General features: G+C 57.7%; 17 protein-coding genes and 2 pseudogenes. 12 read left to right on the top strand and 7 right to left on the bottom strand.

All coding sequences use genetic code 11. The features are described 5' to 3' along the window. Positions 1-75: 75 nt before the first annotated feature. Positions 76-684, bottom strand: coding sequence for a hypothetical protein (locus tag AACY50_RS13820; RefSeq protein WP_339465023.1), 609 nt, complete (start codon positions 682-684; stop codon positions 76-78). A gap of 99 nt (positions 685-783) precedes the next feature. After that, entirely contained in the window at positions 784-981 is a 198-nt protein-coding gene (locus tag AACY50_RS13815; protein ID WP_339494315.1) for a hypothetical protein, read from the bottom strand. On the opposite strand from AACY50_RS13815, the gene AACY50_RS13810 reads away from it, so the two are divergent. The 5 genes and pseudogenes from AACY50_RS13810 to AACY50_RS13790 all read left to right on the top strand — a co-directional run bounded on the left by AACY50_RS13810 (position 980) and on the right by AACY50_RS13790 (position 5,297). After that, the gene (locus AACY50_RS13810; RefSeq protein WP_339538696.1) at positions 980-1,252 is read left to right on the top strand and encodes a triose-phosphate isomerase; all 273 of its coding nucleotides are present in this window, start codon (positions 980-982) and stop codon (positions 1,250-1,252) included. The two genes, AACY50_RS13815 and AACY50_RS13810, sit on opposite strands and share 2 nt — an antisense overlap. Positions 1,253-1,268: 16 nt before the next feature. After that, positions 1,269-1,440: pseudogene (locus tag AACY50_RS13805) on the top strand (hypothetical protein); the annotation flags it as partial. Between the two features lie 40 nt (positions 1,441-1,480). Further along, positions 1,481-2,023, top strand: a complete 543-nt coding sequence (locus AACY50_RS13800) for a triose-phosphate isomerase family protein (RefSeq protein WP_445261486.1) — start codon at positions 1,481-1,483, stop codon at positions 2,021-2,023. Between the two features lie 2 nt (positions 2,024-2,025). Further along, positions 2,026-4,257, top strand: coding sequence for a phosphoketolase family protein (locus AACY50_RS13795; RefSeq protein WP_339538695.1), 2,232 nt, complete (start codon positions 2,026-2,028; stop codon positions 4,255-4,257). After that, positions 4,254-5,297: a class I fructose-bisphosphate aldolase gene (locus AACY50_RS13790; protein WP_339538694.1), complete on the top strand. Its 1,044-nt coding sequence runs from the start codon at positions 4,254-4,256 to the stop codon at positions 5,295-5,297. The genes AACY50_RS13795 and AACY50_RS13790 overlap by 4 nt, the downstream gene beginning before the upstream one ends. On the opposite strand, the gene AACY50_RS13785 is transcribed toward AACY50_RS13790, so the two are convergent. Then, the gene (locus tag AACY50_RS13785) at positions 5,284-5,976 is read right to left on the bottom strand and encodes an HAD family hydrolase (protein ID WP_339538692.1); all 693 of its coding nucleotides are present in this window, start codon (positions 5,974-5,976) and stop codon (positions 5,284-5,286) included. The genes AACY50_RS13790 and AACY50_RS13785 overlap by 14 nt on opposite strands. Positions 5,977-6,181: 205 nt before the next feature. Between AACY50_RS13785 and AACY50_RS13780 the strand changes: the two genes are divergently transcribed. From AACY50_RS13780 to AACY50_RS13750, 6 genes and pseudogenes are all read left to right on the top strand, one after another. Then, positions 6,182-6,829: a BON domain-containing protein gene (locus tag AACY50_RS13780; protein WP_339465029.1), complete on the top strand. Its 648-nt coding sequence runs from the start codon at positions 6,182-6,184 to the stop codon at positions 6,827-6,829. A 58-nt stretch (positions 6,830-6,887) separates the two neighbouring features. Further along, positions 6,888-11,817: pseudogene (locus AACY50_RS28780) on the top strand (glucoamylase family protein); the annotation flags it as partial. Between the two features lie 13 nt (positions 11,818-11,830). After that, positions 11,831-12,454 carry a GH36-type glycosyl hydrolase domain-containing protein gene (locus AACY50_RS13765; RefSeq protein ID WP_339465032.1) on the top strand — a complete coding sequence of 208 codons (624 nt, stop codon included), beginning with the start codon at positions 11,831-11,833 and terminating at the stop codon, positions 12,452-12,454. A gap of 195 nt (positions 12,455-12,649) precedes the next feature. Further along, positions 12,650-14,320: a BCCT family transporter gene (locus AACY50_RS13760; RefSeq protein WP_339465033.1), complete on the top strand. Its 1,671-nt coding sequence runs from the start codon at positions 12,650-12,652 to the stop codon at positions 14,318-14,320. 101 nt (positions 14,321-14,421) lie between these two features. Beyond that, positions 14,422-15,543, top strand: coding sequence for a mechanosensitive ion channel family protein (locus AACY50_RS13755; RefSeq protein WP_339465034.1), 1,122 nt, complete (start codon positions 14,422-14,424; stop codon positions 15,541-15,543). Positions 15,544-15,704: 161 nt separating this feature from the next. Then, positions 15,705-17,192 (top strand): SulP family inorganic anion transporter, encoded by a 1,488-nt coding sequence (locus AACY50_RS13750; RefSeq protein ID WP_339465035.1) that lies wholly within the window; start codon positions 15,705-15,707, stop codon positions 17,190-17,192. A 28-nt stretch (positions 17,193-17,220) separates the two neighbouring features. Here AACY50_RS13750 and AACY50_RS13745 read toward each other — a convergent pair whose 3' ends face one another. The 3 genes from AACY50_RS13745 to AACY50_RS13735 all read right to left on the bottom strand — a co-directional run bounded on the left by AACY50_RS13745 (position 17,221) and on the right by AACY50_RS13735 (position 21,434). Next, positions 17,221-17,943 carry a 3'-5' exonuclease gene (locus AACY50_RS13745; RefSeq protein WP_339465036.1) on the bottom strand — a complete coding sequence of 241 codons (723 nt, stop codon included), beginning with the start codon at positions 17,941-17,943 and terminating at the stop codon, positions 17,221-17,223. Next, the gene (locus AACY50_RS13740) at positions 17,943-19,817 is read right to left on the bottom strand and encodes a DUF294 nucleotidyltransferase-like domain-containing protein (protein ID WP_339465037.1); all 1,875 of its coding nucleotides are present in this window, start codon (positions 19,815-19,817) and stop codon (positions 17,943-17,945) included. Before AACY50_RS13740 ends, AACY50_RS13745 begins: the two co-directional genes overlap by 1 nt. Before the next feature lie 162 nt (positions 19,818-19,979). After that, positions 19,980-21,434, bottom strand: a complete 1,455-nt coding sequence (locus tag AACY50_RS13735) for a TrkH family potassium uptake protein (RefSeq protein WP_339465038.1) — start codon at positions 21,432-21,434, stop codon at positions 19,980-19,982. A 294-nt stretch (positions 21,435-21,728) separates the two neighbouring features. Here AACY50_RS13735 and AACY50_RS13730 point away from each other — a divergent pair, with 294 nt between their 5' ends. Further along, positions 21,729-23,024, top strand: a complete 1,296-nt coding sequence (locus AACY50_RS13730) for a DUF2254 domain-containing protein (protein ID WP_339465039.1) — start codon at positions 21,729-21,731, stop codon at positions 23,022-23,024. Here AACY50_RS13730 and AACY50_RS13725 read toward each other — a convergent pair. After that, positions 23,018-24,340 carry a chloride channel protein gene (locus AACY50_RS13725; protein ID WP_339465109.1) on the bottom strand — a complete coding sequence of 441 codons (1,323 nt, stop codon included), beginning with the start codon at positions 24,338-24,340 and terminating at the stop codon, positions 23,018-23,020. The two genes, AACY50_RS13730 and AACY50_RS13725, sit on opposite strands and share 7 nt — an antisense overlap. Between the last annotated feature and the right edge of the window lie 191 nt (positions 24,341-24,531).

The raw sequence follows: 24,531 nt of genomic DNA, 5'->3' as shown, positions 1-24,531 counted from the left end.
ATACATTATGCGTACCTTCCTATGCGGACTTGGGGGGCTCTGCTGGTCAGATTTCGAGCCAGGCCAAAGCCTCGATCATGAAGTGCCGCTAGGCTCGACAAAACGCTTTTCGATGAAGTCGGCCAACGTCAAGCCACTGCTCTTGAAATCTCCGGTGTATACGACCCGGCCACCATTGATAGCTGCATCATGGATTGGACCTTTCTTTCCTAGCTTTGCACCTTTCTTCTGGTCAACGGTGATCAGAACTGAACTCAGTGAGGCCACAGCCTGAGAAACGTCCGCTTCATTTTTTCTCAGGACCGAGGATTTACTCTTCGAAGCGCCGATCACATAACGCTTAGTATTCTCGCGCTGACGCCAATCTCGCTCGATATCAGATTCAAAGGTGCCTTGGCCAAAGCCGCCATAACGAGCAGGATCATCGGGGCTTTCTCCACAATAAAAACCAAACACGCAGGTGGTCTCAACCTGACGGCGCTCGATGCTATTGCGGATGAACTCCTTCAAGGGCCGCTTATCAACACCTTGCTTGGACTCGTCAGGGATCTGAAGCAGCTCTAATTCAACCTCGCGAGTGATGAACAAAGAAAATCTCTCAGCAGGTAACTCGACGCAAAGGTCGTAGTTATTGTCGAAAAAAAAGTCCCATGCACAACAATCAATCGTTACAGGTATGGTCATCTGATCCTCGTTATTCTTCGTTGCTGAAGCAAATTGTAGCCTTCCTAATAGTGGAAACTAATAACCTGAAGATATAACTACACTAAATAGCAATTTAGTTTAGTTATAAACAAGGAGCTTGCCTAAGTCCTTGCTGACGCGACCTACCGCTTCACCGCCCTTGCCTTTCAGTTCGCTCCTGTCGTTGAGCTTGGGCAATAACACGAGTCGAGCGCAGCGTGCGCTGGCGCACAGAACAAAGCGCTGTTCAAGCGCATCGTCGAGCCTTATTGATGAGCCTTGCGGGATGGTTTTCATGACGATGCTTGACCCAGCACAAGCGGTTCATCCGCCCAATGTCGATCCTGTGTCGCTCCAGAAGTACCGGAAGCCGCTGATCGCCGGCAACTGGAAGATGAATGGCATGGTGGCCCAGCTCAGTGAAGTTGAAGCGGTGGCGACTTCGGTGCAAGCGAAGCAGCCACCGGTCGAGGTTTTGATGTGCCTGCCCGCGACGCTGATTGCGCAAGCGGTGTTGACGGCCGCTGGCCGCATCGCCATTGGCGGTGAGGATTGCAGATGTGGGTGAGGATGAAGCCGGGCTGAAGAAGTTGTTCAAGCAGTTCTCCTTTCCGGGCGGTATTTCCAGTCATGTCGCACCGACGACGCCAGGCTCGATTCATGAGGGGGGTGAACTCGGGTATTCGCTCAGCCACGCCTTCGGTGCCGCATTTGATAACCCTAATCTGATCGTCGCCTGTGTCATCGGCGATGTGGCGATATTTCGGGGGCTTTTACCGGCGACCTCAGCGCAGAGATGCTTAAGGGGGCCGGCGCCAGCGCGGTCATCGTTGGGCATTCGGAACGCCGCCAACATCACGCGGAGACCGATGCAATCGTGGCGAGGAAGGCAAAAGCGGCGCGGCGCGCAGGTCTTCTGGCAATCATCTGCATCGGTGAAACGAGTGAACAGCGGCTGGCAGGGAACGCCATGTCCGTCTGTGGTGATCAGATCGCCGGGAGCGTGCCTGAAGGCATGACGGCGTCCAACGCGGTGATCGCCTACGAGCCTCTCTGGGCGATCGGATCGGGCCACATACCAACGTGCGAACAAATCATTGAAATGCATGCGCACATCCGGGCCTGCCTGACCCAGAGTCTGGGGGCTGAGGGTAAAAACCTGCGCATTCTGTATGGCGGGTCGGTCAAACCCGCCAGTGCCCACTCCATCCTCACGCTGCCGGAAGTCGGTGGTGTCCTCGTCGGCGGCGCCAGCCAGAAGTCTGCGGATTTTCTTGCGATCTGCCAGGCAAGCACGGTCACGTCTGCTCATTCCGCCAATTTCCCAAAGGAACAGTGACCATGAATGATGCGATCACGTTGACGCAAGAGAGTGAAAACGTAGAACTCCCCGGCCTTTCAGCCGCTGATGTCCCAACATTGGGTGCAGAAGAACTGCAGCGGATGAACGCCTACTGGCGCGCCGCCAATTACCTCTCGGTCGGCCAGATGTACCTCTACGACAACCCGCTGCTTCGCGAGCCGCTGACAATGGCGCACGTCAAGCCGCTTGTTGTCAGTCACTGGGGCACGACACCAGGACAAAACTTCATCTACGTCCATTTGAACCGAGTCATCAAGAACCACGATCTGGACATGATCTACGTTGCCGGTCCCGGCCACGGCGGCCCGGCAATCGTGGGCAACGTTTACCTCGAAGGCACCTGGAGCGAGGTCTATCCGGGCGAAGCCGAAACCGGCCCCTTGGCTACGGCGTGGCAGTCCAACAAGTTTCTCGATCCGGTCACCGACGGTGCGGTGCTTCCGATCCTGCATTTGAACGGTTACAAGATCAGTAATCCGACGGTACTTGCGCGCATCGGTCATGACGATCTGGAGCAGTTCCTTCGAGGCTCCGGCTGGGAACCGTACTTTGTCGAAGGCGACGACCCAATGACGATGCACGAGTTGATGGCCCGTGCCACTGACAAAGCCATCGCGCAAATCCAGCAATTGCAAACGCACGCCCGAACGACCGATACGCCCACACTCCCCCTCTGGCCGATGATTGTTCTCAGATCGCCCAAGGGCTGGACCGGGCCGAAAGTTGTCGACGGGCTGCCTGTCGAAGGGACCTTCCGCTCGCACCAGGTGCCGTTGCTGGTCGATGCCAATCACCCTGAGCACGTGGCCGAGCTTGAGCGCTGGATGAAGCGTTACAAGGCCGAAGAACTGTTCGATACCAACGGCCGATTGATCGAAGAACTGGCTGAAATGGCGCCCAAAGGCCTGCGGCGCATGGGTGCAAATCCAAATGCCAACGGCGGTCTGTTGCTACGCGATCTGCACATGCCCGACTTCCGTGTGCACGCGGTGCGTGTCCCCTCCCCCGGCGCCGTCTTCGCCCAGGACACTCTGGTACTCGGTGAGTTCTTCAAGGACATCATCCAGCTGAACCCCGACAACTTTCGTATCTTTGGCCCGGACGAGACCATGTCGAACCTGCTTGGCGCCGTCTTCAAGGTCACCAACCGCCAATGGGATGCGGCGACCGTTTCAAACGACGAGTTTCTTGCACCGGCCGGCCGCGTGCTCGATTCGATGCTCAGCGAGCATCAGTGCGAAGGTTGGCTGGAGGGCTACCTGCTGACCGGTCGGCATGGGCTTTTCAATAGCTACGAAGCCTTTATCCGTATCATCGATTCGATGTTCAGCCAGCATGCCAAATGGCTCAAGGTCACCAAAGAGCTGGCGTGGCGGCGGCCGATCGCCTCGCTGAACTATCTGCTCGCCTCACACGTCTGGCAGCAGGACCATAATGGTTTCACGCACCAGGATCCCGGCTTCCTCGATCATGTGATCAACAAGAAAGCCGACATCGTTCGCGTCTATCTGCCGCCCGATGCGAACTGCCTGTTATCGACATTCGATCACTGCCTGCGCACCCGCAATTACGTCAATGTCGTCGTCGCTGGCAAGCATGCGTTGCCGCAATGGCTGACCATGGATGAGGCAATCGTGCACTGCGCTCAGGGCGTTGGCATCTGGCAGTGGGCGAGCAACGATCAGGACAGCGAACCGGATGTCGTCATGGCTTGCTGCGGCGATACGCCGACACTGGAGATTCTGGCGGCGGTGTCCATCCTGCGCGAGTTTTTGCCCGAACTGAAAATCCGCGTGGTCAACGTCGTTGATCTGATGAAGTTGCAGTCCGCCAGCGAACATCCGCACGGGTTGAGCGATGCGGACTACGACTCACTGTTCACCAAGGACAAGCACATCATCTTTGGCTTCCACGGCTACCCCAGCCTGGTGCACCGGCTTACCTATCGCCGAAACAACCGCAACCTGCACGTGCGCGGCTATAAGGAAGAAGGCACGATTACCACGGCGTTCGATATGCGCGTTCAGAACGACCTGGACCGGTTCCATTTGGTACAGGACGTTGTCGACCGCCTCCCTCATCTCGGCAGCCGGGGGGCTTATCTGAAGCAGATGGCACGGGACAAGCTGGTCGAACACAAACTCTACATTAATGAGCACGGCGAGGATCTGCCGCAGATTCGTAACTGGAAATGGGGGGCGCCCGCATGAACGCTGTGCAACTTGTCGACACGGCGCGCCAGATGCTGGCTAACGGCAAGGGCCTGCTGGCGATGGACGAAAGTTCACCGACTTGCAACGACCGCTTCGCTGCACTCGGCATTACGCCGTCTGAAGCGTCGCGCCGGGCCTGGCGTGAACTGCTCATCACGGCGCCGGGGCTGTGCGAGAGTATCGGCGGCGCCATTCTCTACGACGAGACAATCCACCAGAAGTGTACCGACGGCACGCCGTTCGTGAAGGCGCTGACTGACGCCGGCATCCTGGTCGGGATTAAGGTTGATGCCGGTGCGAAAGCACTGGCGGGGCATCCCGGCGAAAGGATTACCGAAGGGTTGGACGGTTTGCGTGAGCGTTTGCAAGGCTATGCGGCCATCGGTGCGCGCTTTGCTAAATGGCGCGCAGTGATCTCATTGGGCGCCGATCTTCCCAGTGCGGCGTGCATCGTGGCCAACGCCCATGCACTGGCGCGCTACGCGGCCCTTTGCCAAGAGGCCGAGCTTGTCCCCGTGGTCGAACCTGAAGTGTTGATGGCGGGTGATCACTCGCTACGACATTGTGCCGACGTCAGCGCAAAACTGCTGCACGAGGTCTTCGAGCAGCTACAGGCACAGGGCGTGCTGCTCGAAGGCATGGTGTTGAAACCGAACATGCTCCTGCCGGGCCTGAGCTGCCGCCATCAGGACAGTGTCGACGAGGTCGCCGACGCCACCGTGACGACCCTGCTACGTGCCGTGCCAGCCGCCGTGGCGGGCATTGCGTTCCTGTCTGGCGGGCAGAGTCCCGAGTTGGCTTCTGCGCGGCTGAACGCGATGAACCGACGCTTCAAGTCGCGATTGCCTTGGGCGTTGACGTTTTCTTTCGCGCGCGCAATCCAGCAGCCAGCCCTCGAGATCTGGGGCGGCGACCCCGGTAAAGTCGCGCAAGCTCAACGTGCGTTACTGCACCGCGCCGCCTGCAACCGGGCGGCGCGGCAAGGTGATTACTCGGTCGACATGGAAAACCCGGTAAACCTGATCATCGGCGCATAGCCGGCGGACACAGGTGCGAGAGATCAAGCGTGGCGAGATCGCCGATGCACTCAATCGTTAAATCGGCTTGCGGGTGGGCGGCGATGATTCGCGGATCCATCGCGTAATGGCCCTGTCGCACAAAAACGCTGGTCAACCGTTCACCCCATATGGCCTTCATGGCCGCCAGAATCGCCAGCTTGTCGTCGACCATCACGTAATGCCGGGCGGGATAGTGGCGTTCTACGGCCTGTAGCATCTTTTCCTTGTGAACATAGACCAATGCACGGCCCTCCATGGCCTGCCACAGACCTGAGCGCTGTAACTTGCGCGGCTGTAAAACCACATCGCCGTCGGACAGGATTACGGTCAGGCCGTACAGGCCCAAATGCGTGATGACGTCCATTGCGTGGGGATAGAGTCGATCGGCAAACGGGTAGTCGATGAGGAAGGATGACATCAACAACAGTCTTTGTTCATCCGCACTGCCCTGCCCAATCTCCAGCCGAAAGCGCTGCAAGGCACCCAGGTAATCGACATAGCCGAGCTCTTTGCGCAACGCGTTGAAGACCGCCCAGTATCGCTGTGCAAGGACGTCACCCAATTGCGCCTTCAAGTGCCGGTGAAAATCGGCGACAACGCGGTCGCCGTCCAGCAACGTGTTGTCGACGTCCAGCAGGAACACCACGTCAGCCATCATCGGCAGGCTCGTTGGGCTTGACCGACCTGTAGCAGTGCATCTGGGGCAGTGCCGTGAGGATTCAAGGCGCGACGCTCCTTTGTGGTGTTGGCAGACGATCAGGCAGCGTGCGCGAGGTCGTTGCAGCACGTCTGTGTGCTGACGCACAGACGGCTGTTTTTCTTGAGGTCACTGTGGCTTCGGGCAAGCGCCAAAAGGATTGATGATGAATGACCTGACGTTACGCAGAACCATTCTGGACGAGCTGGAGTTTTTGCCGCACATCGATGCTGCGGCTATCGGTGTCACCCTCGAAAACGGTGTTGTCGTGCTCCGCGGGCATGTGCGGACTTACGCTGAAAAAATCGCCGCTGAGCGCGCCGTCCAGAGCGTTAAAGGCGTCGTCGCCGTGGCCGAGGAACTCGAAGTGCGGGTGTCCGGCGCTCACACTATCGATGATGGCGTGATCGCCTCGCGTTGCCTGGATCTGATCCGCTGGGACACGGCGATTTCCAAGGAACCCATTCACATCAAAGTGCAGCACGGGTGGGTAACGATTGAGGGAAACGTGGAGTGGCAATACCAGAAAGACGCCGTGAAAGCGCTCATACAACAATTGCAAGGGATTGTGGGCATCGACAATTGCCTAGCGATAAAGCCTAAAGACAGCATTCAAGACATCAAAACACTTATCGAAGAAGCCTTGGCACGAAGTGCCGAACTGGATGCCGGCAAGATTCACGTCACGGTTCATGGCAATCAAGTAACGCTCGAAGGCACTGTTAACAGATGGCTCGAACGTAAAGCGGTGGAACACACAGCCTGGGCAGTACCCGGTGTCTATCGTGTAGAAAATCACCTGCTCATCAGTTGACCCAGCACCGCGCGCGGTTATCCGGGTGTGCGCGCGCATGTCTCAGATCAGGAGAAATATGACCAGCATAGGGACACGCATCAGGCTGTTGTTACCTCGTTTGGCTGCCTTTTGTCGAACCGGCAAGTTCCCCAGTCTCAAGTTCGCCTATGAGCCGATTCTGCGCGCCGAACTGTTCAATGCTGACCAAATGGCCAGTCACGGCATCGCTCTGGCCAACCAGCATCAGGTCAGTGCCGTGTCTTCCCGCGACGCTCTACTGGGCAGGCTGGACGACAATGAGGTGGTGCTCAACCGCAGTTGCACCGCGCTGACACAGGCGCAGTCTTCCAGTCGGCCTGTCACCCCGGCCGCCGAGTGGTTACTGGACAACTACTTCCTCGTTGAAGATCACATTCGTACCGCCAGAAAGCATCTGCCCAAAGGCTATAGCCGAGAGTTGCCACGCTTGACCAACGGCCCTTCCGCGGGCCTTCCAAGGGTCTACGACATTGCGCTGGAAACGATCTCCCATGGCGACGGCCGATTCGATGAGTTGAGCCTCAGGCGCTTCATCGTTGCGTATCAGACCGTCATGCCACTGGCACTGGGGGAACTGTGGGCGATCCCGATCATGGTGCGCCTTGCATTGATCGAAAACCTGCGCCGAGTGGCGTCACGGGTAATGGCAAATTCGGACGACCGAAACAGGGCGGACGACTGGGCCGAACGTCTGATCGAGGTCTCCGGTCGCGATGTAAAAAATGTCGTACTGACCGTCGCCGACATGGCCCATTCGGGACCCCGTTTGAGCGCAGCGTTCGTCGCCGAGTTCGCCCGCCGCTTGCAGGGCCAGAGTGTGGCCCTCGCCCTGCCCCTCAACTGGATCGAACAAATACTGGGTGAAACGGGCTCCAGCACAGAGCGTCAGGTGCACCTCGACGCGCAGCAACAGTCTGCCGACCAAGTGTCTATCAGCAATAGCATCGCAAGCCTGCGCCTGCTGACGGCCACCAATTGGCGCGAGTTCGTCGAATCGATGAGTCATGTCGAACAGACCCTGAAGAACGACCCCGCCGCCGTTTACCCATTCATGGATTTCGCCACCCGCGACAGTTATCGACACATGATCGAACGGCTCGCCAGGCGTAGCCATCGCTCAGAGATCCAGGTGGCTCAGATCGTCGTGGATCTATCGGGACAGCAGCACGCCGCGGCACTCGACAGTGCGCTGCACAACCACATCGGGTATTACCTGATCGGCGCCGGCATCGGTGCTCTTGAGCAAAGGCTTGTCGCCAAAGTGCCTCTGCATGAGCGTTGGAAACGCCTTCTGCAGTTTTCTCCTTTGGTGTTTTACCTGACACCGGTTGGCGTTCTCACGCTGATTTTTGCCTTGCCATTGCTCGCATCTGCAAGTCGCGACGGACTGCCCGACGTTGCCTTGCTGGCGCTGGCAGTGCCCTGCCTGATCATGACCAGTCGCCTGGCCATCAGCCTGATCAACTGGCTGGTGACCTTCAGCCTGTTGCCCACGATATTGCCGAAGATGGACTACGCCGGCGGTATTCCTGAGGAAGCTCGCACGCTGGTAGCCATTCCTTCACTCATCGCCACGCGTGCCGATGTCGAGGAGTTGGTAGAAGGCCTTGAGGTCAGGTACCTGGCCAATCGTGACGGCAATCTGTTTTTCGCCTTGCTCACTGATTTTCTCGATGCGCCAGAAGAGGTCGAGGTTCACGACGCACAATTGCTGGCACTCGCCGCTCAGGCGATCAACCAGCTCAATCGTAAATATGCTGAAGGCACGGTCGACCGGTTCTTCCTGTTTCATCGATCGCGTTGCTGGAATCCCGGCCAACAGGTGTGGATGGGGCATGAACGCAAGCGCGGCAAACTCAATGACCTCAATGCGTTGCTGCGTGGCACGGGCGAGACGCGTTTCACGACGATTGTCGGCGACATACGCCCCCTTCTGTCCGTGCGTTACGTGCTGACCCTGGATACCGATACATTGCTGCCGCAGGATGTTGCTCGCCAATGTGTGGCCGCCATAATGCACCCACTCAGCCGGCCCTTGTTCGACACTGGCAAGGAAAAAATCGTATCCGGTTACGCGTTGTTGCAGCCGCGTGTCGGCATCAGCCTGGCGAGCACACCACGCACCCTGTATTCCCGGCTGTTTGGTTGTGACGGGGGTGTCGACCCCTACACCCGTGCGGTGTCGGACATCTATCAGGATCTGTTCCAGCAAGGGTCTTTCATTGGCAAGGGCATCTATGACGTGGATGCCTTTACCTGTGCGCTGGAAGGCTGCCTGCCCGATAACCAGATACTCAGCCACGACTTGATCGAAGGCTGCTACGCACGCTCGGGTTTGCTCAGCGATGTGCAGTTGTATGAGCAATACCCCTCGCGTTACAGCGCCGACATTAAACGCAGGCATCGCTGGATCCGTGGTGACTGGCAGTTAGTCCCATGGCTGCTCCCTTGGGCGCAATACACGAGGTGAATGGACGCGCAATCGCTTGGGTGTCATGGCGCGCTGGAAGATTCTCGACAATCTGCGGCGCAGCCTGGAGCCACTGGCGTTGCTGTCAATGCTGGTCTGGGGCTGGTTTGCCAGCAGTGAGCCCTTGGCCTGGACATTGGCGGTGGTCGGTTTGCTCGTCATCCAGCCGTTGCTCAGAACCCTTACCGATGTCCTGCAACCGCCGCTGAACGTGCCTTATCGGGCGTACCTCAGAGCCCTTCTTGATGGGCTGGCACAAGACCTCGCACAAGTCTGCGCCACCATCGCCTGGCTGCCTTTCGAGATGTACTACAGCGCTGGCGCTATTGCGCGGTCGCTGTGGCGGATGTTTTTCAGCCGGCGTTTGCTGTTGCAATGGCAACCGTCCCGCGAGGTGGAGCGCAGTTCGGCGAATCGGCTGTCCGGACTCTACCGCGAGATGTGGTTTGGGCCAGTGCTTGCGCTGATCGCGCTGGCCGGGTTATTGACTGAACCGCTCAGGCTGGCCATTGCCGCCCCACTGCTACTGGCCTGGTTGGTCGGCCCATGGATCGCCTGGCGCCTGAGCGCCAAACCTGAGCACGCGACATTCACCCCTTCGCCCGAGTCGTTGAACTTTTTGCGGGTGCTGGCCCGTCGAACCTGGGCGTTTTTCGATGAGTACGTAGGCCCGCAGGACAACTGGTTACCGCCGGACAATATTCAAGAAGAACCTAAAGCGGCGATTGCCCACCGCACCTCCCCCACCAATATGGGCATGGCGCTGCTCGCCCACCTGGCGGCCCACGACTTCGGTTATTTAAGTACCGATCGCCTGTTGCAACGCTTGGCCGCCTCATTGGACAGCATGAATGCGCTGGAGCGTCACCGGCAGCATTTCTACAACTGGTACGACACGCAGACCTGCCAGCCGCTGAGGCCGCAATACATCTCGACGGTGGACAGCGGCAACCTGGCGGGCTTGTTACTCACTTTGCGGGCGGGCCTGGTGCAACTGCCGGATCAACCACTCTTCGGCCTTTGCGTCATTAAGGGCCTGCAAGACACGTTGAATACACTGGCTGAAACCCAAGGCACGAAAGCGCTGTGTGATCAGCTAAGCCCGGTCCTTGAGCGCGCCGCGCAAACCATCGAACCCCATGCCTTGCTGGATCACTTGCAAACGGCTAGGGCCATCGCCGCCGCCGCGCAGGCAAACGCCGATGACGAAAGCGCCTACTGGCAGCGTGTGTTCACCGCTCAATGCGACGACTGGATCGCCACACTTGTTCGCTATCAACTGCCTGCGCCACTCAGCAACCACGAACCGTTCAGCCAAACGCTAAGGCAACTGGCCCGGCTCAACCGTGACGACTGGTCCGCCGAACACCATGATTGTATTGAGGCGGTACGTAAACACGCCGGCGAGGCCATCATCGTCCTGGACCGGTTGATCGAGCTGAGCGGCGACCTCGCGCAGATGGATTTCTCGTTGCTCTTTGACAGCAACCGCGATTTGTTCTTCATCGGCTACAACGCTGAAGAACGTCGCCTGGACACCGGCTACTACGACCTGCTGGCCTCCGAGGTGCGCCTGACCAATTTCGTGGTGATTGCTCAGAGCCAAATACCCCAACGGGCCTGGTTTACCCTGGGCCGATTGTTAGGCGTCTATGCCGGCGTACCGACCCTGATGTCCTGGTCCGGATCGATGTTCGAATACCTGATGCCGTTGCTGGTCATGCCCAACTATGACGGCAGCCTGCTCGACCAGACTTGTCGTGCCGCCGTCACTCTACAGATCGAACAAGGCAAAGGCCTGGGCATCCCTTGGGGCGTATCGGAGTCGGGCTACTACATGCTCGATACCCACTTCAATTACCAATACCGAGCGTTTGGCGTGCAGGCGCTGGGCCTAAAGCGCGGCTTGAGCGAAGACGTGGTGATAGCGCCCTACGCCAGTGCCCTGGCGCTGATGGTAAATCCCGAGGCGGCCTGCAAAAACCTGCAACGCCTGGCGAGTCAGGGGGCGGCGGGACGTTTCGGACTTTACGAAGCCGTTGACTACACCGAAGCCCGATTGCCGCGAGGCCAGCGGTTCGCCTTAGTGCAATCGTTCATGGCTCACCATCAAGGCATGAGCCTGCTCGCCTTGACGAGCGTACTGCTCAACCAGCCGATGCAACGTCGTTTCGAGTCCGACCCGGCATTGCGATCGGCCCTGCTGTTGTTGCAAGAGCGCGTCCCCAAGACCGCAGAGCCTTATCTGCAAACCGAACAACCGACAGCCGTGGGTGACAAAGGTCTCAACCAGGACAACACACTGCGTTTTTTTGCCCATCCAGGGCATAAGCGCACCGCCGTTCAATTGCTCTCGAACGGCAACTACCATGTGATGCTCAGCAGTGTCGGCGGCGGCTACAGTCGCCGTAGCGACATGGCCGTGACGCGTTGGCGCGAGGACATCACGCAAGATAATGGGGGCACGTTCTGTTATTTGCGGGACATCGCCAGCGGCGAGAATTCGCGCCGTGTTACTGCTTGATCCGCCGTTTGACAAAGGCGAACAAGACCCCGGTTATATCAAGGGCTATGTGCCAGGTGTGCGAGAGAACGGCGGACAATACACCCACGCCGCAATCTGGGCGGCAATGGCATTTGCTCAATTGGGCGATACCGAAAAAGCCTGGGAATTGCTGAACCTGATCAACCCCGCCGACCCGCTCAACAACGCCAGGATCGAGACCTACAAAGTCGAGCCCTACGTGATGGCCGCCGATGTTTACGCCAAAGCCCCCCACGCCGGACGGGGCGGCTGGACGTGGTATACCGGCTCGGCGGGCTGGATGTACCGCTTGGGGGTGGAGTCACTGCTCGGCCTGCAACGCAGTGGCAACACGCTCAGGATCGAGCCGTTGATCCCGCAGGATTGGCCCGGGTTTACGCTGACCTACCGCTTCGGTGCAACCCAGTACCATTTCCAAATCAATCAAGGCACGACAGACACCACCTCAATGACGCTTGACGACCAGCGCGTTGAAGAGGATGCACTGTTACTGATCGATGATGGCATCGAACACCGGGTTCACATCGAGTGCCGCGTTCGCTCGCCTGGCCGGCAGCAGCGCGAGTATGCGAAAGCGAACGATGAGTAGATATATCTGTCGACGTATAGGTGTCTGGACAAATCTATTCATTTCTACGTCGATATTGATTGGAGATTTCGATGGATTTTCGGGATTTGTGTCAAAACTTGTTAGGATAGAGCGGCAAATTTCTCGTTTAAACATAGGAACAGCGGGGCTACAGACCATCGCACGCACAAGCGTGCCACTACCAAGGAGGCTCTCATGGGGAAAAACCCTATGGATGATCTACCAGCTAATTCTCAATCTGCCAGTGAGGATGGCATCCCGGCTCCAAGCGGAGCAGCCAATCTGATCGATACCGACTACGTCATCGGTCAAGACAATATCAAAGGTGAGTTTTCGTTCTCGCTCGATATCCACGGCAAAGTTTTCATCATCTCGGCAGCCACGATCGTGCTCTTCGTCATCTTGACGCTGGCACTGCAAAACGAAGTAGAGCCACTCTTCAGTTCGATCCGTAACTGGTTGACCAGCCATTTGGCCTGGTTCTTCATGAGCGTCGCCAACATCTTTGTAGTGCTGTGTCTGGCGTTGATCGTTTCGCCACTGGGAAAGGTTCGGTTGGGCGGCCGCGACGCCAAGCCTGATCACACGTATCTGGGCTGGTTTTCAATGCTCTTCGCTGCCGGCATGGGCATCGGTCTGATGTTCTACGGCGTTGCCGAACCCATGTCGCACTACGCGGCCTCGATGGGGGGCGTCACGCTCGACGCCAACGGGGTTCGTACTGACTGGGCACCTCTGAGTGGTGCCGCAGGCGATATGAAAGGCTCAGCCGAACTGGCCATGGCCACGACGATCTTCCACTGGGGCCTGCACCCTTGGGCGATTTACGCGATTGTTGCTCTGTCGCTCGCGCTGTTCTCCTATAACAAAGGCTTGCCACTGTCGATCCGTTCGATCTTTTACCCATTGCTGGGTGAACGGGTCTGGGGCTGGCCGGGGCATATCATCGATATCCTCGCGGTATTCGCGACACTGTTCGGGTTGGCGACGTCCCTGGGCATCGGCGCGGAACAGGCCGCAGCGGGGATCGAATATCTCTTTGGCATCAAGTCGACGAATCTCAGCAAAGTACTGCTGATCATCGGCATTACCATGGTCGCGTTGTGGTCGGTGCTTGCCGGCCTGGACAAGGGCGTCAAGGTGCTGTCCCAGATCAACATGGGCCTGGCCTTGCTTCTGCTCGGGTTCATCATTGTCGTGGGCCCTACCCTGGCCATCTTCACGGGTTTTTTCAAAAACCTGGTGAGTTATGCCGAGTATCTGCCCGCCCTTTCCAATCCTTTTGGACGAACCGACACTGAGTTCACCGAAGGCTGGACGGCGTTCTACTGGGCGTGGTGGATCAGTTGGTCGCCTTTTGTCGGGATGTTCATTGCCCGGGTGAGCCGTGGTCGTACCGTACGAGAGTTCCTGATCTCCGTTCTGCTGGTGCCTACTGTGGTTTCGGTACTGTGGATGACGACGTTCGGCGGAACGGCGATTGATCAAGCGACCGTTCAAGGTTTTGTGGGCGTTAAAGATGCCGTCCTCGAACTGAAGCTGTTCGCCATGCTGGGGCATTTGCCGCTCAAGGAAATCACTTCATTCCTGGGCATTGTTCTTGTCATCGTGTTTTTCATTACCTCCTCGGACTCCGGCTCGCTGGTGATCGACACCATTACCGCGGGTGGCAAGGTCGACGCACCTGTTCCGCAGCGTGTTTTCTGGGCTGTGATCGAAGGTGTGATTGCTATCGCGTTGCTGCTCGGCGGTGGTTTGGTGGCGCTACAGGCCATGGCGGTCTCCACCGGTCTGCCTTTCGCTATTGTGCTGATGGTGGGATGTATCTCTCTGGTCAAAGGACTGCTGTCTGAACCCCGATCCTGATGCGTCATTGCTTTCAAATGGATAGGTAAGTTCGATTTACCTGCGAGACTGTGATTTGGTTGTTCGATTACATGTCTCGCAGGGCTTTACTGGAGACCTGCATGCTACAAAACACAATTGACCTCTTTGTAAATTACAGTTTTCTGGGGATCGCTTTAGGGCATTGGCTACTGGCGCTCCTGGCAACAGTCCTCAGCTTCATTCTGGCCAGAACGGCCATTCGATTTGCCCTCAAGAAAATCCGAAAGAGATCCTCGCTACCCGACGCTGACCTCAGTCACATCGCGCTCGAAGTGCTTTCGGTTACCAGCAACACCCTTTTGTTTTTAGCCTCGGTCCTTATCGGCATCGGCTTTCTTGATTTGCCTGAGCGCTGGCTGGGGCGTGTCAGCAGCCTGTGGTTCGTGGTTGCCGCCTTGCAAGCGGGCCTTTGGGCGAACCGTGCGATTGCACTGGCGCTAGCACGCTACTTTCGACGCCATGGCTCTGCCGAGACTTTCCAGGCCAGTGCCTTGGCAACGCTCAGCCTATGGGGTGCGAAAGTATTTCTGTGGGTCGTCGTGGTCATGGCAATGCTGTCAAACGTCGGGGTGAACATCACCGCCTTCGTTGCCAGCCTTGGCGTGGGCGGTATTGCGATTGCGTTAGCGGTGCAGAACATCCTTGGAGACGTATTCGCCTCTCTCTCCATCGCGGTCGACAAGCCTTTTGAAGTGGGCGACTTTATTGTCGTCGGCTCGCTGTCCGGTACGGTCGAACATGTCGGTCTGAAAACCACACGGATCCGCAGCCTCGGTGGCGAGCAGATCGTGATGGCGAATGCGCAAATGATCGGCAGCACCATACAAAACTATAAACGTCTGCAAGAGCGCCGCATTGTGTTTGAGGTTGGCCTGACCTACGACTGCTCTGCCCAACAGGTCAAGGAAGTACCGCAGCGGATCGAGAAAATCATCAAAGCGCAAAAGCTGGCGCGGTTCGACCGCTCGCACTTCCGCAGTTTCGGCGATAGCGCCCTGGAGTTCGAAACGGTGTATATCGTGCTTGATCCCAGCTACAACGTTTACATGGATGTTCAGCAAGACATAAACCTGGGGATGATGGACGCTTTTGCCGAACTGGGTGTGAGTTTTGCGTTCCCTTCGCGCACTGTTTATGTCGCTTCATTACCGGATGCCAAGGCGCCCGAGACGGCCAACATGGCCGCTGAACAGCACCGTTGATGCAGTGATCGAGCAAAAACCGGCCCGCCTCCCTGCTGCGGTCCAACTCTGCTGCACGCAATTTTTGCCGTAGCAAACCCACAACCAACTGGATACAGCCACGCCTGCATGGCTCAGCGCTCTGAGCTACGGGTCATGACGTGCCTGATATGGGTAAATGAATGCTTGAGAATATCAAAGCCGCTTGGCTATCAAACATCCGGGCGGATGTACTGGCGGGTCTCGTCGTTGCGCTAGCGCTCATTCCCGAGGCTATCGCCTTCTCCATCATTGCCGGAGTCGACCCCAAGGTTGGCCTCTATGCTTCTTTCTGTATCTGTACCGTCATCGCCTTTGTCGGCGGTCGCCCGGCGATGATCTCTGCGGCCACCGGCGCCATGGCATTGCTGATGGTCAATCTGGTCAAGGATCACGGTCTGCAATATTTGCTGGTTGCCACGCTCCTCTGCGGCGTCTTGCAGGTCATTGCCGGTTACCTGCGACTAGGCGAGCTGATGCGCTTCGTTTCGCGCTCGGTCGTGACCGGATTCGTCAATGCACTGGCGATCCTCATTTTCATGGCGCAACTACCGGAACTCACCGGCGTCACCTGGCCTGTCTATGCAATGACGGCTGCAGGTTTGGCGATCATTTACCTGTTCCCACTATTACCGGTCGTGGGTAAGGTGCTGCCCTCGCCTTTGGTGTGCATCCTGGTGCTTACCGCGATTTCCGTGTCGATGGGGCTCAATATCCATACTGTCGGCGACATGGGGTCGCTGCCGGACAGCCTGCCGATCTTCATGTGGCCTGAGGTGCCGCTGAATCTGAACACCCTACTCATCGTGCTGCCTTATTCCGCCGCGCTGGCGGTGGTGGGTCTGCTGGAATCGATGATGACCGCCACGATCGTCGATGATCTGACCGATACGTCCAGCGACAAGAGCCGCGAATGCAAAGGTCAGGGCGTTGCCAATATCGTGAGTGGGCTGATTGGCGGTATGGCCGGTTGCGCCATGATTGGCCAGTCGATGATCAACGTGAAGTCCGGCGGCCGCACTCGCCTGTCGACGCTCAGCGCGGGCGTGTTGTTGCTGATCATGATGCTCTTCCTGGGTGACTGGCTGGCGCGCATTCCGATGGCCGCACTGGTGGCGGTGATGATCATGGTGTCGATCAGCACGTTCAGTTGGGGCTCCATTCGCAACCTCAAGCAATACCCGCTGTCCACGAACGTGGTAATGGTTGTGACCGTGATCGTCGTCGTTGCCACCCACAACCTGGCCTTTGGTGTGATCGCCGGGACATTGCTGGCCGCGATGTTCTTCGCCAACAAGATTGCCCACTACCTGGACATCTCCTCAAAACGTGATCCCGAGCATCGTCACCGTACGTACTATGTGACGGGGCAAGTTTTCTTCGGCTCGGCAGATCGCTTTGCCAACGCGTTCGACCTCAATGAACAGCTCGAAACGCTCACCATCGATCTGCGCGAAGCGCATTTGTGGGACATCACCGCCGTCGCGGCCTTGGACAAAGTGGTACTCAAGCTTCGTCGCGAAGGCATTGAAGTCGATGTGATTGGCATGAACCGGGCGACAGCCACGCTCGTGGATCGATTCGGCGTGCACGACAAGCCGGATGGCATTGACACGCTGATAGGCCATTAATCGACAGCTCAAAGATTGAGAGGCGACCTCAGTTCCACAGCGCCTCAATCGGCGTCGACGGTGAATAGTGGTTGGCGATTTGTGCCTGCAACAGTTCGGCGGCCGCCAGGGCATCGGTCAAGGCATGGTGCGCGTGGTAAGCCGGCAGGTGGTAGCGCGCGCGACTGTCGGCCAGCCTTATTGAACGCCTGGGGCGGCGCAGCAGCCGGTCGAGCCAGGTTCGCTTTTGTCGATGCATGCGTGCTTCCAGCTGCATCGTGTCGATCACCGGAAATTGCACGCCCTCCCCCAACAGAAGGCGAAGCGCCTGATCGAGGAAGCCCCGCTCGATGTTTCGGTAATGCACGACCATGACTTTACCGGCCATGGCTTCCAGCAACGCCCCGACGATCTCGGAAAGTCGCGGGGCGTCCACAATATCGGTGTGGGTAATGTGGTGGAACGTCACCGACTGGTCGTTAAGCTCTGACGGCGGTTGTATGACCCAATACAACGCCTGACCGCAATGTATCCGCTGCAGCGTGAACGGGATCAGGCCAATGCTGACGATGCTGTGGGCCTGGGCATCAAGACCGGTCGTTTCAATGTCCATCGCCAGCAGTTGCACCTGCTCTATTGAGGTCTGTGCCGGCACAGCCCCGGCCTGATAGAACGTCTTCAGATGGGGATGGCAAGCGCCCTCTGCCAATACCTGAAACCTTGCAGCCCAGTCTATTTTCTCGAACTGTCGATCGACTTTTACGGTGTTCATTACGATTGACGCCCCTTGAGTGGGTAGCGGAATCGCAAGAAATTCTGCGCGTTGCTCAAGACCTGAAATGCATCTTTGAGGTTATGCCGTTCGCTGGTGGAAAACCGCTCCGGCTCGATGTAGTTGTCGGGCAGGGTTCCTTGCTCCAGCGCATCGGCCTGGTGCCGGATCCGGACCATGGACAGGAACTCCAGAGCGTAACGCAGGTGCATCAATGCGTCCGGTGGCATGAGCTGGGTATTGCTGATGGCATCGAGGCGATCAAAGGAGTTTTGCGCCGTGCTTGCGCAAGCAAGGGCGTGGATGCGAATAAGGTCAGTCAGCGGCGCAGTGCCTCGGCCCTTGAGGTTGATGATGCCCTTCTGCCGGCCGTCTGTTTCCACCACGAACGTGCGGAAGAACCCCAGCGGCGGCGTCCGATTAAGTGCGATCCGGGCCAGGGCATGGAGAAACCCTGGGTTGCGACTGGATTTACTGGCGCACAAATTCTTGAGCTCCTGCACTAACTCAAGTTGACCGTAGACCCCGTCCAGATCGAAAAAAATACAGCTGTTAAGCAAAGTGGCCGGATTGGGCTTTTCGATCCATTGCTCAAAGTACGTGCGCCAAACCCGCAGCGGTTGCCGCCATTGATCGTTGGTGGCCATGATTCCACCCTTGCAATAGCTATAACCGCAGGCGGCCAGGCCATCGCTGACAAATGTGGCCAGGCGCTTGAAGTATTCATCATGCTGAACGGGGTCGAATCGATCATCGAGTACCAGGGCGTTGTCCTGGTCGGTCACCAGCAACTGCTCGTCTCGGGCCATCGACCCCAGCACCATGAAGCAATACGGCACCGGTGGCGGCCCCAGTTGTTTCTCCGCCAACTCGATCAAACGCTGAGTGAAGGCACGACCAACACCTGCAATCGCGCTGCCGATCATGTGCGCTGTAGCGCCGTCACGCACCATGCGGATGTAGGTCGCGCGCAGATCACGCAACAGTGATCGCAGGCCCTCGACTGAAGTTTGATTGGAGATTCGGTTGACCAGGTACAAGCTGCTTTGGGATTCGTACCGGATGATGTCCGACAGGTTGATCAGACCTAAAGTCCTGCCTTTATAGACGACCGGGAGGTGATGGATATTGCGTCGCAACATGACCAGCATGGCTTCGAATACCGAGTCATCGCCCTGGATCGCCGCCGGATCGGTCGACATGATTTCACTGATGCAGGTAGCACTGTCACTTCGTCCTTCAGCGACCACACGGGTACGCAAGTCGCGGTCGGTGACAATGCCGACCATTTCCGCTTGCCGCCCCGCGGGTCCCATGACCACGACACAAGAAACGCTTTGCTCGGTCATCACTTTCGCCGCTTCATGAACTGAAGTGTCGCTGCTCACCCATACCAGTTCACGCGATATCAAGGCGCGGCATTTCAACTGGATGAGTTCACTCGCGCGGCCCTGTGCCTCGACGGCGGTCTGTAGCCTTGAGTGACCTTCAGCCTCGACGAAGTCAGCGAACGCATCATGCTGCGCGCACAAGTCTGCGAACATATCGGCGGGAATAAAGTAGATCAGGCTGTCTTCGAGAGCCCTGGCGGGAAAACGAACTTTGTTGCTGCGTAATAAACCCGCCTGCCCGAAGATATCGCCCTCGACGAGGCGGTTATAGAGATCGCCGTTGCGCCGATAAATCTCCACGGCGCCGCTGCGCACGTAGTGCAAATCCTGAATGACGGCGCCGGCCACAAGAATTTCGCTGCCGGCCTTGAAATAACTGACGTCGATACGCCGGGCGATTGCGTCCAGCGACTCCTGAGGCAACTGATCAAAGGGAGGGAAACGATGAAGGTGGTCGCGAATCTCCTGTAACTCGATTTGCATGGAACCTCGGAGATGATCAAGAAAAAGATGACTGAGCCTGGCACCTGCCTATGGGGTCTGGCGCACTGAAGACAGCGCTTACCAGACCATATCCAGTCACGTTGTTCAACCTTTGGCAGTGATCACGTCGCGTCCCACCTTCGTGAGCCATGACATCGACGGTCAATATCTCCAGAACACCGGCGTTATGAGCACCAGCACCGTCAGGATTTCCAGCCGTCCGAGGAGCATTCCGATGGTCAATAGCCATTTGGCAGCGTCAGGCAAAGATTCGAAATTACCCGCCGGCCCAATGATCGTGCCAAGCCCAGGCCCGACGTTACACACTGCCGTCGCTGCGCCGCTCAGGGCTGTTGTCCAGTCAAGCCCGATAAGGGCCAGGCCCAAAGCGATGGCGGCAATGGTAATGGTGAAAAAAAACGAGAAGGTCAAAAGCGAACGCAAGATCTCCTCATCGATGGGGTGACCGTTGTACTTCTTTTGAATCACGGCACGAGGGTGAATCAGTTGTTTCAAGCTGCTGACCAGCAACGTGGCAGCCACTTGAAAACGGAAAATCTTCAGCCCGCCCGCCGTGGAGCCTGAACATCCGCCGACGAAGGTCAGGTAGAAAAAGAGCAGAACGGCGAAGCTGCCCCATAGGGTGTAATCACCCAATGCAACACCCGTGGTGGTGACGACCGAGGTCACATTGACAGCCACGATACGCAGGGCATTCCACCATCCGTAGTCGCTGTTAAAGCACAGCCAGGTCCCCACCGCCAGCCAGGTGACGATCAAGAATCCGATAAAACCGCGTACCTGATGATCCTTGAGCAGCGCACGTCGATGACCACGCAAGGTCGCGACATACAAGGTAAAGGGCAGACTGCCCAGAATCATGATCACCACCGCCACCCAGTGAATCGCGGGCTGCGTCCAATGCCCAAGTGAGGCGTCCGAGGTTGAGAATCCCCCGGTGGAGATCATCGACATGGCGTGGTTGATCGCTTCAAACGGCGTCATCCCGGCGATCCAGAGCGCAAGTGCGCCGGCCCCGGTAAGCCCCAGGTAAAGGAAGAGGATGTACTTGGCAGCCACATGAGAGCGCGGAGTGACCTTCTCCGACCAGTCCGAGGATTCAGTCTGGAAAAGACGCATGCCCCCCACTCGCAGCAGCGGAAGGATCGCCACGGCCATACCGATAAAGCCGATGCCGCCCAGCCACTGCAGCATCGAACGCCAGATCAACAAACCCGGCGAGGCCGTATCCAAGCCACTCAGAACGGTTGAGCCGGTGGTTGTGATACCGGACATGGTTTCAAAAAAAGCGTCGGTGTAACTGATGTGGCTGATAAAGACCATTGGCAACGCGGCGAAGGTACACACCACCACCCAACTGCCGGTCGTGAGCAAGTACATATCCCGGGGACGAAGTTGTGCCGTCTCCGGGCGCCCGCGCACGATCAGCAAAAGACCGCAGATGAAGGTAATCAGACTGGACCAGAGAAAGGCTGACAGATCGTCGCTGCGGTCATAGAGCACTAACGTCAGCATGGGGATGGCCATACTGACAGCCAGCGTGATAAGAAAAATACCCAAAATGAAGCCAATAAGCCGTATTGCCGCTATGGACATAGAACTAACCTGAAATATGAGTGCCGCGCGGTATCGGAGGCTCAGCCTCCGGGACCCGCCATTCTAAGTGCGATCAGCAGGATCACAATGCGTTGGCGTGATTCTCGCCGATTAAGGGGGGCGTCCACCTCAAAACTTTATTATCTCCCCGGTTTTATCCCAATATTGTGTGCTCAGGGCGACTGTTGGATGAACCATCCGTACCCATGGGAACTCAATCATGGGGCGTGATCTTGCGGTCTTTACTGACCGGAACCTGAAGATTGATCACACCACTATTCAAAGGTATGAAAAATGATCGCTCGCTGGCGCTGGCTGTTACAACAACTGACCAAACGGCTGTGGTTCAGAGCTAGCCTGTTTTCCTTACTGGGCGTGGCAACGGCGTTGCTCGCCGTTGTCTTCAAGGACTACATTCCCGCCTCACTGCCTGCACGTATTGGCGCCGACGCCGTCGACAAGATACTGGGCATCATCGCCTCAAGCATGCTGGCAGTGACCACCTTTTCTCTAAGCACGATGGTCACCGCATACGGTGCGGCCAGCAGCGGCGTCACGCCCCGCGCCACCACGCTGGTGATGGAAGACACCACAACACAAAATGCCCTCGCAACCTTCATCGGCTCATTTCTGTTCAGCCTCGTGGGGATCATCGCCTTGAGTACAGGGGCTTACGGCAGGCAAGGAAGGGTCTTGCTGTTTGCAGTGACGATTGCCGTCGTGATTCTGATTGTCTACACCCTGCTGCGCTGGATCGATCATCTTTCCAAGCTTGGACGGGTGGGCGAAACCATCGATCGTGTCGAACAGGCGACTATCGACGCAATAGACAATCGCGTGCAATGGCCTCACTTGGGCGGTGCGCCCTACCCTGACGTCACGAGCATTCCCTCCAGCGCCTATGCGCTGCAAAGTCAGCAAACCGGGTATGTGCAGCACATCGATGTGAACGCGTTGGGCGCCGTCGCCAAGGCTTGCGAGATACAGCTTTTTCTGGAGGTGCTTCCGGGGAGTTTTGTTCACCTTGGCATGCCGCTCGCCCGGATCGTGAGTTTGAACACTGAGCGCGTCGATGAGCAGCATGCCTGCAACGAGAAGATCCTCGCGGCCCTTACCATAGGCGTGCGGCGCACCTTTGAACACGACCCCCGGTTTGGGCTGTCGGTGCTGTCAGAGATCGCCTCACGGGCCCTGTCGCCAGCGGTCAACGATCCCGGCACGGCGATTGACGTGATTGGCCGCGGACTCAGAAGCTTTACTTGCTGGGGCACACCACAAGACCCCGTGGCCAAGGTCCATTCAGATTGCGAGCAGGTTTACCTGCGCGGTCTGGTGGTCGACGATCTGTTCGATGACTTTTTCGCGCCGATTGCCCGGGATGGGGCGGCCCTGCTTGAGGTCGATCTTCGGATGATGAAGACCCTTGTCAGCCTCGCGCAGATCAACCCGGTGTTGTTCAAAAGCGCCTGTACCCGGCACGCGATCCTATTACTCCAGCGGGCAGACCATGCACTCACGCTCAAGGAGGACAAAGAACGGCTGCGAGCATCGGCCGGGGAGCTATTGCACGAGAACGTTCCTGACTACTGATTGGCTTTGTCGACCGGCGGTTTCACCGTTGATGATTGCAGAAAGCCCCGTGCCAACTGCTGATACAACTCGGGGCCCATCCTTGTACTGACCGCTTTGGCAATCAGCGCGACCGCCATGAGACTGATCACCATCCCATGGCTGTCAATCATCTCCATAACGATGATGGCGGACGTGATGGGTGATTGCGTGACCGCCGCCAGGAAACCGACCATGCACAGCGCAATGATCGGCTGCGCAGCCAAGTGGAAGAATTCGGCAGCATTGGCCCCCACCGCTGCCCCTACCGCCAGGGATGGGGCAAAGATACCGCCCGGGATACCGGAAAAATATGTCACCACGGTCGCAAGAAAACGCGTGATCGGCGCGTGCCAGGGCAGGCCGACATCCGACGCAATGATCTGCGACGTCACCCCGTAACCACTGCCAAATGACATCCCGCCGCTGAGCCAGCCCAGTATTGCCACGATCAATCCACACGCACCGGCGAACCAGACCGGATGCATGCGGCGCCACTCCCAGACCACAAATCGATGATGCCGTTGCGGCCACAGGAGCATCCGGCTAAACAGCCCACCCAGTAGACCGCAGCCGATTCCGCTTGCCAGCACCGGCACCACAATACCCAGATTGATGCCCTGAACGTCGAAATGGCCGAAGTAGTTGTAATTGCCCTGCAAGGCGATAGCGACCATCCCTGACAGGATGATCGTGCTGAGCAATACCCCGCTGGTACGGGTTTCCAGCTTGCGCCCCAACTCCTCGACCGCAAAGGCGACACCGGCCAGAGGCGTATTGAACGCCGCCGCGATGCCTGCAGCGCCACCGGCCAGGATGAGATCCTCGGGACGGATGATTCGTGCATTGGGCAGGTAACGGTGAAAGAAGTGCATGATCGAGGCGGCAACCTGAACCGAAGGCCCCTCGCGCCCGGCAGAAAAACCACCGGTCAGTGCCAGGGTGCCGAGGCCTATCTTGGCGAACGCAATACGCAGCGATATCAGCTTGCCAAGGGGTTTGCCTTGATGAGCAAGACGTGTGGCCGCGATGACCTGGGGAATGCCGCTGCCTTGAGCGCCTTCAAAGAACCGCGTGGTCATCCATACCACGAGCATGCCGACCAGAGGCGTGTAAATGAACGGCAGCCAAGGGCGTTCGGCGGTCTGTTGGGCAAATTGCGTCAATGCCAGGTCGGCCAGTCGAGCGAACATCACCACCAGCAGGCCCGCGAGGGTGGCGGCGGCCCAGAGCGTCACTCGAGTGCGCCAACGGATCGAGGTAAAACGACGTCGTATCAGCAATAGCGGTTTGATCACCCGAGCGGATTCCCGTGGAAGTTCAAGAATGTGAAGCACCAAGATTAACCGGTTAGGGGGTGACCTCCAACCGCGGCGGCCCTGATCCATCAAAAAACCGCCAAACACGGCTAAGTCACGCCTCTCGCTCGCCAGGCGATTGCGATATTGACGATCAGTTGCCACTTCTGCGGCGCGATCAACTACAGTTG

The organism is Pseudomonas sp. RA_15y_Pfl2_54, from assembly GCF_963971015.1.
GTDB classification, from domain to species: domain Bacteria; phylum Pseudomonadota; class Gammaproteobacteria; order Pseudomonadales; family Pseudomonadaceae; genus Aquipseudomonas; species Aquipseudomonas baetica_A.
The sequence above is the reverse complement of the archived record's forward strand: the minus strand, read 5'-3'. Positions and strand labels throughout refer to the sequence as shown.

Coding starts and splice junctions, on each gene's coding strand:
- AACY50_RS13820 (WP_339465023.1), bottom strand. CDS start 684: ATGACCATACCTGTAACGATTGATTGTTGTGCATGGGACTTTTTTTTC.
- AACY50_RS13810 (WP_339538696.1), top strand. CDS start 980: ATGACGATGCTTGACCCAGCACAAGCGGTTCATCCGCCCAATGTCGAT.
- AACY50_RS13815 (WP_339494315.1), bottom strand. CDS start 981: ATGAAAACCATCCCGCAAGGCTCATCAATAAGGCTCGACGATGCGCTT.
- AACY50_RS13800 (WP_445261486.1), top strand. CDS start 1,481: ATGCTTAAGGGGGCCGGCGCCAGCGCGGTCATCGTTGGGCATTCGGAA.
- AACY50_RS13795 (WP_339538695.1), top strand. CDS start 2,026: ATGAATGATGCGATCACGTTGACGCAAGAGAGTGAAAACGTAGAACTC.
- AACY50_RS13790 (WP_339538694.1), top strand. CDS start 4,254: ATGAACGCTGTGCAACTTGTCGACACGGCGCGCCAGATGCTGGCTAAC.
- AACY50_RS13785 (WP_339538692.1), bottom strand. CDS start 5,976: ATGATGGCTGACGTGGTGTTCCTGCTGGACGTCGACAACACGTTGCTG.
- AACY50_RS13780 (WP_339465029.1), top strand. CDS start 6,182: ATGAATGACCTGACGTTACGCAGAACCATTCTGGACGAGCTGGAGTTT.
- AACY50_RS13760 (WP_339465033.1), top strand. CDS start 12,650: ATGGGGAAAAACCCTATGGATGATCTACCAGCTAATTCTCAATCTGCC.
- AACY50_RS13755 (WP_339465034.1), top strand. CDS start 14,422: ATGCTACAAAACACAATTGACCTCTTTGTAAATTACAGTTTTCTGGGG.
- AACY50_RS13750 (WP_339465035.1), top strand. CDS start 15,705: ATGCTTGAGAATATCAAAGCCGCTTGGCTATCAAACATCCGGGCGGAT.
- AACY50_RS13745 (WP_339465036.1), bottom strand. CDS start 17,943: ATGAACACCGTAAAAGTCGATCGACAGTTCGAGAAAATAGACTGGGCT.
- AACY50_RS13740 (WP_339465037.1), bottom strand. CDS start 19,817: ATGCAAATCGAGTTACAGGAGATTCGCGACCACCTTCATCGTTTCCCT.
- AACY50_RS13735 (WP_339465038.1), bottom strand. CDS start 21,434: ATGTCCATAGCGGCAATACGGCTTATTGGCTTCATTTTGGGTATTTTT.
- AACY50_RS13730 (WP_339465039.1), top strand. CDS start 21,729: ATGATCGCTCGCTGGCGCTGGCTGTTACAACAACTGACCAAACGGCTG.